The following is a 15,108-nucleotide window of genomic DNA, read 5'->3' on the forward strand; positions in this document are numbered from 1 at the left end:
CGTGGGCATGCGATGGATTTCAGGCTGTTTCCTGAACGCTCAGAATAGTCAGTACGGTTTGCACATTTTGCGCGGCGTCACGGCCCAGGCTGGTCAGATAACCGCCATCGGGCTGGTCGATCAGTTCTTTCTCAAACAGGCGTTTGGCGGCGGCAACGTGTTTCGGGGCAGCGGTCTGATGAATTTTCAAACCTTCCTGGGAACTGTCCAGGTTGAAGAGTGCGAGGACTTCCAGTTCGGCAACCAACTCAGGGGTAAGCGACATAAGGACTCCAGACTTTCTAGGAATTTGGCGACAGCGCCCCTAAGGTGATCCCACTCGTGCGGTATGTCCAGTCACGGCGACGCGTTATTTCTTTTCCGGCGGCAACTCTGGCAGCGCCCGCAGCGCGGCTTCGTACCATTCGGTATTGAACGCGCGGTCTTCTTCGAGGATTGCGTCGATTTCCACCGCCAGCACGTGGGCCATCAGGTTGAGGATTTCGTCACGCTCGTAACCCACCAGGGTCAGCTTGTTGAACGTTGCCTTGGCCGCTGGCGGGTTATCGCTTTCGATCTGGTTCTCGATGGCTTCGATCAGCGTGGTTTCGGCAAATTCTTCTTCGTCGTTATCGATATCGATTGGCTCGCTCATGGCAGGCTCCTCAGGGAAAGGTCGCCAGTTTACCCGCATTCAGCAGCGTGATGCTGCTGGCAAGAAAGCCTCGGGCGTTCTATAAACAGGCACTGCCCACCCCGCACGGCCTGGAGGCTCTGTGATGCTCAAGCTTTATGGTTTTTCCGTCAGCAACTACTACAACATGGTCAAGCTGGCGCTGCTGGAGAAAGGACTGCCATTCGAAGAAGTGCCGTTTTACGCGGGCACCAGCCCGGAAGCGCTGGCCATCAGCCCGCGCGGCAAAGTCCCGGTGCTGCGCACGGAGCAAGGTTTCATCAATGAAACCAGCGTGATTCTCGAGTACATCGAACAGAGCCAGAAAGGCACGCCCCTGCTGCCGAGCGATCCGTTCGAGCGGGCGCAGGTGTTGGCGCTGGCCAAGGAGATCGAGTTGTATATCGAGCTGCCGGGAAGGGCCTGTTACCCCGAGGCTTTTTTCGGCGCGAGCGTGCCGGATGCAATCAGGGAAAAAACCAAGACTGAACTGTTGCAGGGTATTGCGGCGCTAGGCCGGCACGGAAAATTCAGTCCCTACGTGGCCGGTGAAACTCTGAGCGTGGCGGATCTGTATTTCCTGTACAGCGTGCCGTTGGCTTGTGGGGTTGCCAAGAAGCTTTTTGGTATCGATCTGCTGGCTGAGCTGCCGGCTGCCAAGGCGCTGCTGGAACGCTTGGGAGACAATCCGAACGTGCAGCGGATTGCGGCGGACAAGGAAGCGGCGATGCCAGCGTTCATGGCGATGGTCGCGTCCAAAAGGTAGGTTTTCAGCGCTCTTAAGATCGCATCGCCAGCAGGCTGGCTCCCACATTCGATCACATTCTTTCTGAAAGAACTCGGTTAAATGTGGGAGCCAGCCTGCTGGCGAAGCTTTTGGCGGTTTAGCGGCTGGCGATCAAAGCCTGGCCACGAACCACAGCTGCCTTGACCTGCGCCGGCGCAGTGCCGCCGATGTGGTTGCGGGCATTGACCGAACCTTCCAGGGTCAGCACGGCAAACACGTCCTGATCGATCTGGTCGCTGAACTTGCGCAGTTCTTCCAGGCTCATTTCCGCCAGGTCCTTGCCGCTTTCCACGCCGTATTTCACGGCATGGCCGACGATTTCATGGCAGTCGCGGAAGGGCAGGCCGCGACGTACCAGGTAGTCGGCCAGGTCGGTGGCGGTGGAGAAGCCGCGCAGGGCAGCTTCGCGCATCATCGCGTGCTTGGGCTTGATCGCCGGGATCATGTCGGCGAAGGCGCGCAGCGAATCGCGCAGGGTATCGGCGGCGTCGAACAGCGGTTCCTTGTCTTCCTGATTGTCCTTGTTGTAGGCCAGGGGCTGGCCTTTCATCAAGGTCAGCAGGCCCATCAGCGCGCCGAACACACGGCCGCTCTTGCCACGCACCAGCTCCGGCACGTCCGGGTTTTTCTTTTGCGGCATGATCGAGCTGCCGGTGCAGAAACGGTCCGGCAGATCGATGAACTGGAACTGCGCGCTGGTCCACAGCACCAGCTCTTCGGAGAAGCGCGACAAGTGCATCATCGCGATGCTGGCGGCCGAGCAGAACTCGATGGCGAAGTCGCGATCGGACACGTTGTCCAGTGAGTTGCCACCCACCGCATCGAAGCCCAGCAACTGGGCGGTGTATTCGCGGTCGATCGGGTAGGTGGTGCCGGCCAGCGCGGCGCTGCCCAGTGGCATGCGGTTGGTGCGCTTGCGGCAGTCGACCAGGCGCTCGTAGTCGCGGCTGAGCATTTCGAACCAGGCCAGCATGTGGTGCCCGAAGGTCACCGGCTGCGCAGTTTGCAGGTGGGTGAAGCCGGGCATGATGGCGCCCGCTTCGCGCTCAGCCTGCTCCAGCAAGCCTTTTTGCAGGCGGGTGATTTCGCCGAGGATCAGGTCGATTTCGTCACGCAGCCACAGGCGAATGTCGGTGGCGACCTGGTCGTTGCGGCTACGGCCAGTGTGCAGCTTTTTACCGGTCACGCCGATGCGGTCGGTCAGGCGCGCCTCGATGTTCATGTGCACGTCTTCGAGGTCGACGCGCCAATCGAACTGGCCAGCCTCGATTTCACCCTGGATGGTCTTCAGGCCATCAATGATGCTGTCGCGCTCGGCATCGGTCAGCACGCCGACCTTGGCCAGCATGGTAGCGTGGGCGATCGAGCCCATGATGTCGTGGCGATACAGGCGCTGGTCGAAGGTGACGGAGGCGGTGAAGCGGGCGACGAAGGCGTCGACGGGTTCACTGAAGCGGCCGCCCCAGGACTGATTGGTCTTGTCAGTGCTCATGAATTCGCTCGTATCGGCTGAAGAAAAATGGCGTTGAAAGCTGCCGCGGATAATAACAGGGTTGCCAATCCTGTCGTTGACACTGGTCGATTGGTTTTCTCGTGTGGGAGCGAGCCTGCTCGCGATGGACGTTAACGATAACGCGTGCTTTCTGAATAAACCGTCGCTCTCAGGTTCATCGCGAGCAGGCTCGCTCCTACAGTTTTCACTATTAGTACAACGATATTTTTCAATTGAGCAATATCGTTCCGGCAACCGTCTACAGTTGGACAGGAGGATGAGCGCACTTCTCGGTGCGCAAAAGGACTATAAGAAGAGGGGTGTTCATATTGCGTATCAGCAAACCCTGTGGCGATGTGTCGCCAAAGCGGGCCTGGGCCGCTAATCGCCCGGCAGATGAAAAATTAGCTGCCCGACCAGCGGCACTTTTTCACGCTCGCGCTAGTCTTAGCGTGGATCGCGGTGACGGACGTCACTTCACCTGTCTACGCTATCCTTGTGCGAGACTCACGCAGGAATCCAGCGCAATATGAATGTCCTGATCGTTGATGACGACCCCCTAGCCCGCGAGCGCCTGAGCCGAATGGTTGGTGAACTCGAGGGATACAGTGTCCTGGAGCCCAGCGCCACGAACGGCGAAGAAGCGTTGGCACTGATCGACAGCCACAAACCGGATATCGTGCTGCTCGATATCCGCATGCCAGGCCTCGATGGCCTGCAAGTGGCCGCGCGATTGTGCGAACGCGAAACCCCGCCTGCCGTGGTGTTTTGCACAGGCCCCGATGAATTTGCCGTGGAAGCCTTACAGGCCAGCGCCGTAGGCTATCTGGTGAAACCTGTGAGAACTGAACAGTTACATGACTCGTTGAAAAAAGCCGAACGGCCCAACCGTGGCCAGCTCGCCGCCCTGACTCGTCCCGCTGCCGAGAGTGGCAGTGGCCCGCGCAGCCACATCAGTGCCCGTACCCGAAAGGGCATTGAGCTGATCCCGCTGGATCAGGTGGTCTATTTTATCGCCGACCACAAGTACGTGACCTTGCGCCACGAAAGCGGCGAGGTGCTGCTCGATGAGCCCCTCAAAGCCCTTGAAGATGAATTCGGTGACCGTTTCGTGCGCATCCACCGCAACGCACTGGTCGCTCGCGAGCGCATCGAGCGCTTGCAACGAACACCGCTGGGGCATTTTCAGCTGTTCCTCAAGGGCCTCAATGGCGATGCCTTGATCGTCAGCCGACGCCACGTGGCCGGCGTGCGGAAAATGATGCAACAGCTTTGATTCGCTGATCGCAGGCGGACTGCACACCCGATTGCCGGATATCCGGGGCCAGGGAGGCCGAGTAGTTTCTGATACAAGTCAAAGTGGATTTGGCTGAGCTGTTATTATCCGTCGTATCTATTCAGTACGGATTGATCCATGTCCTCTCGCCAGATCCGCATCGCCACCCGCAAAAGCGCTCTTGCCCTGTGGCAGGCCGAATACGTCAAAGCCCGTCTGGAGCAGGCCCATCCGGGTCTGCTCGTGACCCTCGTACCCATGGTCAGTCGCGGCGACAAGCTGCTCGACTCGCCGCTGTCGAAAATCGGCGGCAAGGGCCTGTTCGTCAAGGAACTGGAAACCGCGCTGCTGGAAAACGAAGCCGACATCGCCGTGCACTCGATGAAAGACGTGCCGATGGACTTCCCTGAAGGCCTCGGTCTGTTCTGTATCTGCGAGCGCGAAGACCCCCGCGATGCATTCGTGTCCAACACCTACGCCAGCCTCGAGGCGTTGCCTGCGGGCAGCATCGTCGGTACCTCCAGCCTGCGCCGCCAGGCCCAGCTGCTGAGCCGACGTCCAGACCTGGAAATCCGTTTCCTGCGCGGCAACGTCAACACCCGCCTGGCCAAGCTCGACGCTGGCGAATACGACGCCATCATCCTGGCGTCCGCAGGCTTGATCCGGTTGGGCTTTGAAGATCGCATCACCTCGGCCATCAGCGTCGACGACAGTCTGCCGGCCGGTGGCCAGGGCGCGGTGGGCATCGAGTGCCGCACCGCGGACAGCGAAATTCACGCCCTGCTGGCGCCGCTGCATCACCAGGACACCGCGATCCGCGTGAGCGCCGAACGCGCCCTTAACAAGCACCTCAATGGCGGCTGCCAGGTGCCGATCGCCTGTTACGCCGTGCTCGAGGGCGAGGAAGTCTGGCTGCGTGGGCTGGTGGGGGATCCCGCTGGCAGTCTGCTGCTCAGTGCCCAGGCGCGTGCGCCGCGTGGCGATGCCGAAGCCTTGGGTGTGCGGGTGGCCGAAGACCTCTTGAGCCAGGGCGCTGCGGATATCCTCAAGGCGGTGTATGGCGAGGCAGGTCACGAGTGACAGGCTGGCGCCTGCTGCTGACGCGTCCGGCGGATGAGTCGGCGGCGCTAGGCAGCCTGTTGGCCGAACAGGGGATTTTCAGCAGCAGCTTGCCGCTTTTGGACATAGTGCCGATCCCGGTCTCTGGGACAATGGGTAAAGCGTTCCGCGAACTGGATCGCTACTGCGCCGTGATCGTGGTCAGCAAGCCGGCGGCGCGCATCGGTGTCGAACTGCTCGACCGGTTTGGCCCGCAAGCAACGCGCGTGAAGTGGTTCAGTGTCGGCGCTGCGACGGCGCAGATCCTTGAGGCTCGCGGGTTGGACGTGAGCTTCCCGGCGCAAGGCGATGACAGCGAGGCCTTGCTTGAACTTGCAGCGCTGCGCGAGGCTGTCGCCCGGCCTGATCCGCGGGTGCTGATCCTGCGCGGGGAGGGTGGACGCGAACTGCTGGCTGAGCGTTTGCGCGAGCGAGGTGCTAGTGTCGAGTATCTGGAGTTGTACCGCCGCGAGCTGCCGCAATACCCGGCCGCAGCCCTCGGGCAGCGGATCGAGGCGGAACGCCTGAATGCGCTGGTGGTCAGCAGTGGACAGGGTTTTGAGCACCTGCATCAATTGGCTGGCGATGCCTGGCCGCAGTTGGCGCGGTTGCCGTTGTTTGTACCAAGCCCCAGGGTCGCCGAGCTGGCACGTGCCGCCGGGGCCCTGACAGTTGTGGATTGTCGTGGCGCCAGTGCCGCGGCTTTGCTGACGGCGTTACGGGAGCATCCCGTGCCCGTTCTCTAAATGCAAAGGATGGATACGTGAGCGAAACAGCCTTGCCTAAAGATGACTCGCGGCCAGTGCTCGATGCACCGGCTGATGCACCTCTTGATGAACTGCAACCACCCCCTGTCGAGCAGCAGCGCCGAGGAAACGGGCTGGCAATCGTCGCGCTGCTGGTAGGCGCCGTCGGTGTCGCAGTGGGTGGCTGGGGAGTCTGGCAAGTGCGGCACTTGCAAGCCAATACCCAGCAGCAACTGAGTCAGGTGCAGGCTTTGAACGATCAGGCGCAGAGCCTGAAGCTGAACGAGCAGCGCCTGAGTGCGCGCCTGGAACAACTGCCCAATGCCGATGTGCTGGAAGAACGCAGCCGCCTGGTGACTCAGTTGCAGGGCGACCAGCAACGCTTGAATCAACGCCTGGAAACCGTCCTCGGCGCCAGCCGCAAGGACTGGCGCCTGGCGGAGGCCGAGCACTTGCTGCGCCTGGCCAGCCTGCGCCTTTCGGCGTTGCAGGACATCAGCAGCGCCCAGGCCCTGGTGCAGGGTGCCGATGAAATTCTCCGTGAGCAGAACGACCCCGGTTCCTTCGCCGCCCGCGAGCAAGTGGCCAAGACCCTGGTGGCCTTGCGCAGCACCGAGCAGCCGGATCGCACCGGTCTGTTCCTGCGCCTGGGGGCATTGCGCGACCAGGTGATCAGCCTCACCGAGCTTGCGCCCGAGTACAAGGACCGTGGCGAATCCCTGCTGGGGCTGACCGCCGATGGCGACGGCGCCAGTCGCTGGGCGCAATGGTGGGATCAGATCTCGCGCTACATCCGTATCGATTTCAACGCCGACAAGAATGTCCGCCCATTGCTGGCCGGGCAGAGCCTGAGCCAGGTCCGTCTTGCCCTGAGCCTGGCGCTGGAGCAGGCGCAATGGGCCGCGCTTAACGGTCAGGCAGCGGTGTATGCCCAGGCACTGGCAGAGGCGCGGGATGTGCTCAAGGGCAACTTCAACCCGGACAATCCCCAGAGCAAAGTGATGCTCGAGCAGGTGGCCGAACTGAGCAAGCAACCGGTCTCCGTGGTCACCCCGGACCTGACCGGGACCCTGAGTGCGGTCCAGGGTTACCTGGAACGGCGTAACGTCAACGCCGAAGACTCGATCAAGCCGATGGCCAAACCTGCGGCCAATACCGCGCAGGAGGCCACCCCATGAAACGCCTCTATGTGATCGTGTTCCTGGCCATTGCGGCGGCGGCCGCCCTGGGCCTGGCCATCGCCGAGCATTCCGGTTACGTCCTGATCGCCTACAAGAGCTTTCGCTACGAATCGAGCCTGTGGGCGACCCTGGCCGTGGTTGCCGTTCTCTGGCTGGTCGTCTGGGGCATCAAGGCCTTGGTCGAGCTGGTGACGACCTCCGGTGGCGTGGTCAATCCGTGGTCACGGCGCAATCGCAGTCGCCGGGTCCAGGTGGCGATCGAGCACGGACAACTGGACCTGGCCGAAGGTCGCTGGGCCAGCGCGCAGCGTCATTTGCATCGGGCCGCAGAGGCCGAGCGCCAGCCGCTGCTTTACTACCTTGGGGCTGCCCGCGCCGCGAACGAGCAGGGTCGTTACGAAGAAAGTGACAACCTGCTGGAGCGTGCGCTGGAGCGACAGCCCCAGGCCGAGTTGGCGATTGCCTTGAACCACGCGCAATTGCAGACCGATCGCGGTGATACCGAAGGCGCCCTGGCGACCCTGGAGGCGATGCACGAGCGCCATCCGCATAACGCACAGGTCCTGCGTCAGTTGCAGCGCCTGCATCAGCAGCGAGGCGACTGGTCGGCGGTGATTCGCCTGCTGCCTGAGCTGCGCAAGGACAAAGTCCTGCCCGCACCTGAACTGGCGGAACTGGAGCGTCGGGCCTGGGGTGAGAACCTGTCCCTGGCAGCGCATCGGGAAGAGGAAGGGGCTCTCGGTCTGCAAGCGCTTGATCGCGCCTGGCAGCAGCTGACCTCTGCTCAGCGCCAGGAGCCGCAATTGGTCCTCGCCTATGCCGAGCAGCTGCGGCAACTGGGGGCCCAGGTCGAGGCCGAAGAGGTCTTGCGCACGGCATTGAAACGCAACTACGACAGCCATCTGGCGCGCCTCTATGGCTTGGTGCGCGGCAGTGACCCGGCTCGCCAGCTGCACCTCGCCGAGGGCTGGCTGAAAGATCATCCGACCGATCCAGGCCTGTTGCTGACACTGGGTCGCCTGTGCCTGCAAAGCAGTCTGTGGGGCAAGGCCCGGGACTATCTGGAAAGCAGTCTGCGAGTCCAGCGCAACCCGGAAGCCTGTGCCGAACTGGCACGCCTGCTGGCGCAGATGGGCGATACCGAGCGCAGCAACCAGCTGTTCCAGGAAGGCCTGGGCTTGCTTGATGAGCGCTTGCTGGCGGCACCGCTGCCGGTGTTGGCGCACGGTTGATCGCTGCGTGAAGGATCGCTCGAGTGGGCGATCCGAACCGCGGATCCTGTCGGAATTCTCCCTTCGCAGTCCGCATTCAGCAAAGTCCTACAGACCACTTCATCTGATCCTCTGATGTCTGTCGGGATTTCCCTACGCAATTGCTGAAATGTCTGCATCTGCCCGCCTTGTAAGGGTTGCGCGCTTTCCACTACCGTAGCGGCCGGACTCTTGATCGTTACGGAAACGCCATGTCGTTGGCCTGCCCACGCTCCCTGTTTTTTACTGTGTTTATCGCAGGCGCCCTGGCCCTGGGCGTTTCCTATTACCTGGAATATGCGGTAGGCCTCAGCCCCTGTGGTCTGTGTCTGGTGCAGCGGGCTTGCCTGGCGCTGTTGAGCGGTTTTTGCCTGATGGCTGCGGTGCACGGTCCCGGTCGCCTGGGATCCTTCGTGTACTGGCTGCTCGGGCTGTCCTGCAGCCTGTTGGGGACCTTCACGGCCTGGCGCCAGGTGTTGCTGCAAACCGATCCGGTGCATCAACTTTCCGCCTGCTCACCTGACCTGGTCGAAGTATTCACCAGCGCACCGTGGCTGAATGCCGTGCATAGGCTGTTCCAGGGTGCCGTCGACTGCCCGCGGATCGCCTGGACGCTGTTCGATTTGAGTATCCCGGAATGGAGCCTGCTGTTCTTCGTTGCGGTGATGATCCTGAGTATTTATCAGCTGATACGCCTGGTCTTGAGCGTCAGCCGACGACCGCTCGGCGGCGAGTCGGCGCAGCGGGTACTTGCCGGCGATTAAACACTTGTATGAACTTTATCGTCTGCGTACCTTGAAGCCACCGTCGTGCGGGCATAATCTGGCCCGCACGTGTCATTGGATTTATGTTGCTCGATGACGCTCTGCCTGGTCGAATCTTGATTCTCAAGTGTGCGACAGGTGTAGAGCAGCATGACCCACAAGGGAAGAGAGACCGCCATGCTCGAAAGTTGTCAGAATGCTCAGGAACGTTGGGGTGGAGTACATCTGCTGATCGATCGTTGGTTGCAGGAACGTCACGAACTGGTTCGGGCCTATGACACGCTCGGCGAGAAGCCTGAGGCGTTAGGCGAAAACCGAAAACCTTTGCAGGAATTCTGTGGGGTGCTGGTCGACTACGTATCCGCCGGCCACTTCGAGATCTACGAACAGCTGACGGGGGAGGCCAAGGCCTTCAATGACAAGCGTGGCCTGGAACTCGCCGAGACGATCTACCCGCGCATCGACGTCATCACCGAGAAACTGCTCGCTTTCAATGATTTGTGTGATGCCGGCAAATGCGTCGCGGAGAAGTTCAAGGAACTGGGTGGGCTGTTGCATGAGCGTTTTGAGCTGGAAGACTGCCTGATCGAAGTGCTGCATACCGCTCACAAGGAAGAGGCTCCGGTTCAGGCCTGAACCGAGCTCCTGCAATGTCAGTGAAACGGTGCGCGATGCGCACCGTTTTCGTTTCTGCTTTTCAGCCGGCTGCGCCGCGTAACTCGACTTCGAATACCAGGGGCGTGTACGGCGCGATCAAGTCACCGGCACCGTCGGCGCCATAGGCTTGCGCCGATGGAATCACCAGGCGCCATTTCGCACCGACCGGCATGTCTTGCAGGGCGCTGCGCCAGCCGCTGATCACACTGTCGAGACTGAACCATTGCGGCTGGCTGTTCTGGTCGAACACTGTGCCGTCAGGCAGGCGACCGACATACAAAACCTGCACCTTGCCATTCGGCCCGGCCTTGTCACCTGTCCCGGGTGCCAGCTCTGTCAGCAGGATGCCATCGGCCAGTTGACGAACCCCGGGCCTGGCTCTTTCTTCGCTGAGAAAACGCTGCTCTTTTTCCAAAGCCAATTCACTTTCCGGCGTAGGCGATTGCGTCGCAGCCAGGGCTTGGTGCTCGGCCAGAATCCGTTCGATCTGCTCGTCCTTCAACGCCAGTGGCTTGCCTTGATAGGCCTGCTGCAATCCGTCGACCAGTGCCTGGATCTGCAATTCGGGCACCTCCTGGCGCAAGCGTTCGCCGAGACTTGCGCCCAGGCTGTAAGCGAGATCGTGAGCCTCTTTTTCCTGGTTTTTTTCAGCGGCGTTGGCCACGGAAACTATCACGCACAGCGATAAAAAAAGGTAGCGCGACATGGGCACTCTCCGGCCTGAGTTGCGGGCGATTATGCCAGCGTGAATGCGTTTAACGGTGAACTGCTTTTGCGTCGGCACAGAACATTTTCAATTCGTTGCAACGCAGCGCTTTGGATACTGTCAAGATGCCCTAGCGGCGGTAGCAGCAGAGGTCTAGTATGAGCCGCACTCACGCCAGCCAGGAGGTAAACCATGTCGGCCACCAAGAAGCCTGTAAGTACTCCGTTGCACCTGCTCCAACAACTCTCGGGCAGCTTGCTCGAGCATCTCGAAAACGCTTGTTCCGAAGCTTTGGCCGATGCTGAAAAACTGCTCGCCAAACTGGAAAAGCAGCGCGGAAAAGCGCAAGAGAAATTGCACAAATCCCGTACCAAATTGCAGGACGCAGCGGCGGCTGGAAAGGCCAAGGCGCAGACCAAAGCGAAGGACGCGGTGAAACAGCTCGAGGACCTGCTTGATGCACTCAAGGATCGTCAATCGGAAACTCGCGGCTACATTCTGCAACTCAAGCGCGATGCCCAGGAAAGCCTGAAACTGGCCCAGGGTGTTGGTCGCGTACAAGAGGCTGTCGGCAAGGCGTTGTCCCTGCGTTCGGCCAAGCCTGCTGCGGCCCCTGCGAAGAAAGCCGCTGCCAAACCGGTTGCCGCAAAAGCACCGGCCAAGCCTGCCGCCAAACCTGCCGCCAAGGCACCGGTGAAAGCCGCAGCCAAACCTGCTGCAACAACTGCGGCGAAAAAACCTGTCGCGGCCAGCGCTGCAAAACCGGCGGCTAGAACTGCAGCTGCCAAACCTGCTGCCCGGACAACCGCGGCGAAAACCGCTGCTGCGAAACCAGCTGCCAAACCGGCCGCCAAAACTGCTGCTGCGAAACCTGCCGCGGCGAAAACCGCAGCCGCCAAACCAGCTGCCAGAACTGCCGCTGCAAAACCTGCTGCCAAGCCGGCCGCAAAACCTGTCGCGGCTAAAACCGCTGCCAAGTCAGCTGCAAAACCAGCAGCCAAACCGGCGGCAAAAGCAGCCGCCAAACCTGCCGCCAAACCGGCTGCTAAAACCGCTGCCGCAAAACCTGCCGCAGCGAAACCGGCAGCCAAGCCTGCCGCGGCAAAACCAGCAGCCAAACCAGCTGCAAAACCTGCTGTGAAAAAACCGGCCGCTGCTACCAAGCCGGCCCCTGTCGCCAAGCCGACTCCGGCGCCTGTCGCCAAGCCGACTCCGGCGCCTGCTGCCAAGCCAGCGACTCCAGCGCCAGCACCAACCGCTTCGGCTGCTCCTGCGCCGACAGCAACGGCCTCGACTGCCTCCACTGCGCCAACGCCAGTGGCACCGTCGAGCAACAGCTCCACCCCAACCAGCGCTTCTTAAGTGCCGGTTACCGCGACGCGCAGCTGATGCAGCGCGTCGCGGTCGAGGTGGGCGGCCTCTGCCGTCACACCTTCCAGCCAGACCGCCAGGTCGGTCGCGGCAGCTTGCGGCCAGCCTTCGGCCGATCGCTCCAGGCGCAATAACAGAATTCGCTCGGCCTCCAACTCAAGTGTCTTGACCTGTTCGCGTAGCGAGTGCAGTTCGGCATCCTGCGTGGCGGCAACTTTCCATTGCATGCGCAGTGCCCGCAACGGCTGCACGACATCAGCGTCCCAGGCTTGCGCCACACCGCGAAGTTGCTGCAGGCGTTGTTCATTGCAGGCGATACCCCGCTGTCCCAGCCATGCCCCGCACAGCAGCAGACACACACTGACCCCGGCCGACTGCAATTGCAGGCACGCCTGTTCAACACCAGGGCGGGCATAAAGGGTCAGGGAAAAGCTCCACAGGTCAGAGGACATAGTGCTACTCGCGCCAGTTGCGAGCGAAGCTGGTAGACTCCGCCGCCATTATGATTCGACTTCAGAACCTGACTTTACAGCGTGGCCCGCAACGTCTGCTAGAAGACGCCGAGCTGACCCTGCACGCCGGCCAGAAAGCCGGCCTCATCGGTGCCAACGGCGCCGGCAAATCGAGCCTGTTCGCCTTGCTTCGGGGTGAACTGCACCCGGACTCGGGTGATTGCTTCCTGCCGGCCGACTGGCGTATCGCCCACATGCGCCAGGAGGTCGACACGCTCGAGCGCCTGGCGGTCGACTACGTGCTCGATGGCGACTTGCGCCTGCGCCAGGTGCAACGGGACCTGGCGGCAGCCGAAGCGGCCCATGACGGTGCCGCACAGGCCCGCTACCACTCCGAGCTGGACAGTGCCGACGGTTACACCGCCGATGCCCGCGCTCGCAAGCTGCTGGCAGGCCTGGGCTTCACCAATGAGCAGATGGATCGCCAGGTCGGCGATTTCTCCGGTGGCTGGCGGATGCGCCTGAACCTGGCGCAGGCCTTGATGTGTCCTTCGGACCTGCTGTTGCTCGACGAACCGACCAACCACCTGGACCTCGACGCCATCATCTGGCTCGAGGAGTGGCTCAAAAGCTATCCAGGCACCTTGATGCTGATTTCCCACGACCGGGACTTCCTCGATGCCGTGGTCGATCACGTGGCTCACGTCGATCAGCGCAAGATCACCCTTTACCGCGGTGGCTACAGCGCCTTCGAGCGCGCCCGTGCCGAACGCCTGGCCCAGCAACAGCAGGCCTACGAGAAGCAGCAGGCGCAACGTGCGCACATGGAAAGCTATATCGCCCGCTTCAAGGCCCAGGCCACCAAGGCCCGCCAGGCCCAGAGCCGGATCAAGGCGCTGGAGCGGATGGAAGAGCTGACTGCGGCCCACGTCGACTCGCCATTCGACTTCGTCTTCCGTGAATCGCAGAAGATTTCCAGCCCGCTGATCGACCTGTCCGATGCCCGCCTGGGTTACGGCGACAAGGCCGTGCTGGAGAAGGTCAAGCTGCAACTGACCCCCGGTGCGCGGATCGGCCTGCTCGGCCCGAACGGCGCCGGTAAATCGACCCTGATCAAGAACCTGGCCGGTGAGCTGTCGCCGCTGTCCGGCCGCCTGACCCGTGGCGAGAACACCGTGGTCGGTTACTTCGCCCAGCATCAGCTCGATTCCCTGGACTCCAAGGCCAGCCCGCTGCTGCACTTGCAGCGCCTGGCGCCGACCGAGCGCGAACAGACCCTGCGCGATTTCCTCGGCGGTTTTGACTTCCGAGGTGCACGGATCGACGAGCCGGTGCTGAATTTCTCCGGTGGTGAAAAGGCGCGCCTGGCGCTGGCCTTGATTGCCTGGGACCGGCCGAACCTGTTGCTGCTCGACGAACCGACCAACCACCTGGACCTGGAAATGCGCCTGGCGCTGACCATGGCCCTGCAGGAATTCAGCGGTGCGGTACTGGTGGTGTCCCACGATCGTCATTTGCTCAAAAGCACCACCGACAATTTTTACCTGGTGGCGGACGGCAAGGTCGAAGAGTTCGACGGCGACCTGGAGGACTACACCCGTTGGCTGGTGGAGTACCGTCAGCGCAATGCGCCGGTCAGCAACACCCCGGTCAATCCAGACAAGACCGACAAGAAGGCCCAGCGTCAGGCCGCCGCGGCGTTGCGCCAGCAACTGGCGCCGCACAAGCGCGAAGCCGACAAGCTCGAAGCCGAGTTGGGCAAGCTGCACGAGAAACTGGCGAAAATCGATGCCAGCCTGGGCGACAGCGACATCTACGAACCCTTGCGCAAGAATGAACTGCGCGACCTGCTGGCCGAGCAGGCCAAGCTGAAGGTGCGTGAAGCAGAGCTGGAAGAAGCCTGGATGGAAGCCCTGGAACTGCTGGAAAGCATGCAGGCGGAGCTGGAGGCGCTGTCCTGATGGAGGCGTTCAAGCTGCCGCTGCCGGCAATGTGGATCGAACCGATCTGGCTCGGTGTGCAAATCCTGCTGATCCTGCTGGCGGGTTACATCGCCCAGCGTTTCGTTGCCAAGTGCCTGACCCGTCTCGGGGAACGCTACCCGTTTCCGCCGCAATTGCTGATGCCGCTGCGCGGCGGTCTGCGCTGGCTGATCATGGGCAGTGCGCTGATCTTCGTGCTGGAGCGCCTCGGGGTGTCGGCCACGGTGCTGTGGACGGCGCTGTCGGGTTTCGTCGCGGTGGCCGCCGTGGCGTTTTTCGCCATGTGGAGCGTGCTCTCCAATCTGTTGTGCGCGATCCTGATTTTCACGGTTGGCCCGTTCCGCCTCGGTGATGTGGTCGAGTTGGTGGACACCACCGACAAGCCTGGCGTCAAAGGGCGGGTGATAGCGATCAATCTGCTGTACACCACGTTGATCGAGGCTGAAGAGCTGGGTACTGGCAGCGCCATGGTGCAAGTGCCCAACAGCCTGTTCTTCCAGCGTTCGGTTCGACGCTGGCGTGGCACGGATGTATTCCCTTCCAGCGGGTTTGAAAAATAAGCTCGCTCCCACAGATGCACGCGGTCAACTGTAGGAGCGAGCTTGCTCGCGAAGGGGCCCTAAAGGCATAAAACGCTGGTCGGCCATTGCCATGTACTACAAAAAATCGATGGTCATCCACCCGAAGCCGCATT

General features: G+C 61.6%; 16 protein-coding genes. 11 read left to right on the forward strand and 5 right to left on the reverse strand.

Going from position 1 to position 15,108, the window contains the following annotated elements:
- Positions 1-19: 19 nt before the first annotated feature.
- Positions 20-265 carry a TIGR02647 family protein gene (locus SOP95_RS11575; RefSeq protein ID WP_274073690.1) on the reverse strand — a complete coding sequence of 82 codons (246 nt, stop codon included), beginning with the start codon at positions 263-265 and terminating at the stop codon, positions 20-22.
- Positions 266-349: 84 nt separating this feature from the next.
- Positions 350-634 carry a hypothetical protein gene (locus tag SOP95_RS11580; protein WP_274073689.1) on the reverse strand — a complete coding sequence of 95 codons (285 nt, stop codon included), beginning with the start codon at positions 632-634 and terminating at the stop codon, positions 350-352.
- A 124-nt stretch (positions 635-758) separates the two neighbouring features.
- Between SOP95_RS11580 and SOP95_RS11585 the strand changes: the two genes are divergently transcribed.
- Entirely contained in the window at positions 759-1,418 is a 660-nt protein-coding gene (locus SOP95_RS11585) for a glutathione S-transferase family protein (RefSeq protein ID WP_323607188.1), read from the forward strand.
- A gap of 118 nt (positions 1,419-1,536) precedes the next feature.
- Here SOP95_RS11585 and argH read toward each other — a convergent pair whose 3' ends face one another.
- The gene (argH, locus tag SOP95_RS11590; protein WP_274073687.1) at positions 1,537-2,931 is read right to left on the reverse strand and encodes an argininosuccinate lyase; all 1,395 of its coding nucleotides are present in this window, start codon (positions 2,929-2,931) and stop codon (positions 1,537-1,539) included.
- A gap of 529 nt (positions 2,932-3,460) precedes the next feature.
- Between argH and SOP95_RS11595 the strand changes: the two genes are divergently transcribed.
- The 7 genes from SOP95_RS11595 (at position 3,461) to rsd (ending at position 9,882) form a co-directional block, all read left to right on the forward strand.
- Complete coding sequence (locus SOP95_RS11595) at positions 3,461-4,207, forward strand: LytR/AlgR family response regulator transcription factor (protein ID WP_046818480.1); 747 nt, start codon at positions 3,461-3,463, stop codon at positions 4,205-4,207.
- Between the two features lie 138 nt (positions 4,208-4,345).
- Positions 4,346-5,287 carry a hydroxymethylbilane synthase gene (gene hemC / locus SOP95_RS11600; RefSeq protein WP_274073686.1) on the forward strand — a complete coding sequence of 314 codons (942 nt, stop codon included), beginning with the start codon at positions 4,346-4,348 and terminating at the stop codon, positions 5,285-5,287.
- Positions 5,284-6,051 carry a uroporphyrinogen-III synthase gene (locus SOP95_RS11605; protein ID WP_323607193.1) on the forward strand — a complete coding sequence of 256 codons (768 nt, stop codon included), beginning with the start codon at positions 5,284-5,286 and terminating at the stop codon, positions 6,049-6,051. The genes hemC and SOP95_RS11605 overlap by 4 nt, the downstream gene beginning before the upstream one ends.
- A gap of 17 nt (positions 6,052-6,068) precedes the next feature.
- Positions 6,069-7,229, forward strand: a complete 1,161-nt coding sequence (locus SOP95_RS11610; RefSeq protein ID WP_274073684.1) for a uroporphyrinogen-III C-methyltransferase — start codon at positions 6,069-6,071, stop codon at positions 7,227-7,229.
- Complete coding sequence (locus tag SOP95_RS11615; protein WP_274073683.1) at positions 7,226-8,464, forward strand: heme biosynthesis protein HemY; 1,239 nt, start codon at positions 7,226-7,228, stop codon at positions 8,462-8,464. The genes SOP95_RS11610 and SOP95_RS11615 overlap by 4 nt, the downstream gene beginning before the upstream one ends.
- 230 nt (positions 8,465-8,694) lie before the next feature.
- Positions 8,695-9,246, forward strand: coding sequence for a disulfide bond formation protein B (locus SOP95_RS11620; RefSeq protein ID WP_323607195.1), 552 nt, complete (start codon positions 8,695-8,697; stop codon positions 9,244-9,246).
- 177 nt (positions 9,247-9,423) lie between these two features.
- The gene (rsd, locus tag SOP95_RS11625; RefSeq protein WP_274073681.1) at positions 9,424-9,882 is read left to right on the forward strand and encodes a sigma D regulator; all 459 of its coding nucleotides are present in this window, start codon (positions 9,424-9,426) and stop codon (positions 9,880-9,882) included.
- A 61-nt stretch (positions 9,883-9,943) separates the two neighbouring features.
- On the opposite strand, the gene SOP95_RS11630 is transcribed toward rsd, so the two are convergent.
- Entirely contained in the window at positions 9,944-10,609 is a 666-nt protein-coding gene (locus SOP95_RS11630; protein WP_274073680.1) for an FKBP-type peptidyl-prolyl cis-trans isomerase, read from the reverse strand.
- Between the two features lie 192 nt (positions 10,610-10,801).
- On the opposite strand from SOP95_RS11630, the gene SOP95_RS11635 reads away from it, so the two are divergent.
- Positions 10,802-11,971, forward strand: a complete 1,170-nt coding sequence (locus tag SOP95_RS11635) for an AlgP family protein (RefSeq protein WP_323607197.1) — start codon at positions 10,802-10,804, stop codon at positions 11,969-11,971.
- Here the strand turns inward: SOP95_RS11635 and SOP95_RS11640 are convergent.
- On the reverse strand, positions 11,968-12,432 hold the full coding sequence (locus SOP95_RS11640) for a TIGR02444 family protein (protein ID WP_323607198.1): 465 nt from the start codon (positions 12,430-12,432) through the stop codon (positions 11,968-11,970). The two genes, SOP95_RS11635 and SOP95_RS11640, sit on opposite strands and share 4 nt — an antisense overlap.
- A gap of 50 nt (positions 12,433-12,482) precedes the next feature.
- Between SOP95_RS11640 and SOP95_RS11645 the strand changes: the two genes are divergently transcribed.
- Together SOP95_RS11645 and SOP95_RS11650 are read left to right on the forward strand one after the other, a co-directional pair.
- The gene (locus tag SOP95_RS11645) at positions 12,483-14,393 is read left to right on the forward strand and encodes an ATP-binding cassette domain-containing protein (protein ID WP_274073677.1); all 1,911 of its coding nucleotides are present in this window, start codon (positions 12,483-12,485) and stop codon (positions 14,391-14,393) included.
- A complete protein-coding gene (locus tag SOP95_RS11650; RefSeq protein WP_274073676.1) occupies positions 14,393-14,974 on the forward strand; it encodes a mechanosensitive ion channel family protein in 582 nt (193 codons plus the stop codon). Before SOP95_RS11645 ends, SOP95_RS11650 begins: the two co-directional genes overlap by 1 nt.
- Positions 14,975-15,108 lie beyond the last annotated feature (134 nt).

It is taken from the genome of Pseudomonas sp. YuFO8, from assembly GCF_035065025.1.
Classification (GTDB): domain Bacteria; phylum Pseudomonadota; class Gammaproteobacteria; order Pseudomonadales; family Pseudomonadaceae; genus Aquipseudomonas; species Aquipseudomonas putida_AE.

Excerpts from the sequence above, each read along its gene's own strand:
- argH (WP_274073687.1), bottom strand. The coding sequence starts at position 2,931 with ATGAGCACTGACAAGACCAATCAGTCCTGGGGCGGCCGCTTCAGTGAA.
- SOP95_RS11615 (WP_274073683.1), top strand. The coding sequence starts at position 7,226 with ATGAAACGCCTCTATGTGATCGTGTTCCTGGCCATTGCGGCGGCGGCC.
- SOP95_RS11575 (WP_274073690.1), bottom strand. The coding sequence starts at position 265 with ATGTCGCTTACCCCTGAGTTGGTTGCCGAACTGGAAGTCCTCGCACTC.
- SOP95_RS11645 (WP_274073677.1), top strand. The coding sequence starts at position 12,483 with ATGATTCGACTTCAGAACCTGACTTTACAGCGTGGCCCGCAACGTCTG.
- SOP95_RS11585 (WP_323607188.1), top strand. The coding sequence starts at position 759 with ATGCTCAAGCTTTATGGTTTTTCCGTCAGCAACTACTACAACATGGTC.
- SOP95_RS11635 (WP_323607197.1), top strand. The coding sequence starts at position 10,802 with ATGTCGGCCACCAAGAAGCCTGTAAGTACTCCGTTGCACCTGCTCCAA.
- SOP95_RS11630 (WP_274073680.1), bottom strand. The coding sequence starts at position 10,609 with ATGTCGCGCTACCTTTTTTTATCGCTGTGCGTGATAGTTTCCGTGGCC.
- SOP95_RS11580 (WP_274073689.1), bottom strand. The coding sequence starts at position 634 with ATGAGCGAGCCAATCGATATCGATAACGACGAAGAAGAATTTGCCGAA.
- hemC (WP_274073686.1), top strand. The coding sequence starts at position 4,346 with ATGTCCTCTCGCCAGATCCGCATCGCCACCCGCAAAAGCGCTCTTGCC.
- SOP95_RS11640 (WP_323607198.1), bottom strand. The coding sequence starts at position 12,432 with ATGTCCTCTGACCTGTGGAGCTTTTCCCTGACCCTTTATGCCCGCCCT.
- rsd (WP_274073681.1), top strand. The coding sequence starts at position 9,424 with ATGCTCGAAAGTTGTCAGAATGCTCAGGAACGTTGGGGTGGAGTACAT.
- SOP95_RS11650 (WP_274073676.1), top strand. The coding sequence starts at position 14,393 with ATGGAGGCGTTCAAGCTGCCGCTGCCGGCAATGTGGATCGAACCGATC.
- SOP95_RS11620 (WP_323607195.1), top strand. The coding sequence starts at position 8,695 with ATGTCGTTGGCCTGCCCACGCTCCCTGTTTTTTACTGTGTTTATCGCA.
- SOP95_RS11595 (WP_046818480.1), top strand. The coding sequence starts at position 3,461 with ATGAATGTCCTGATCGTTGATGACGACCCCCTAGCCCGCGAGCGCCTG.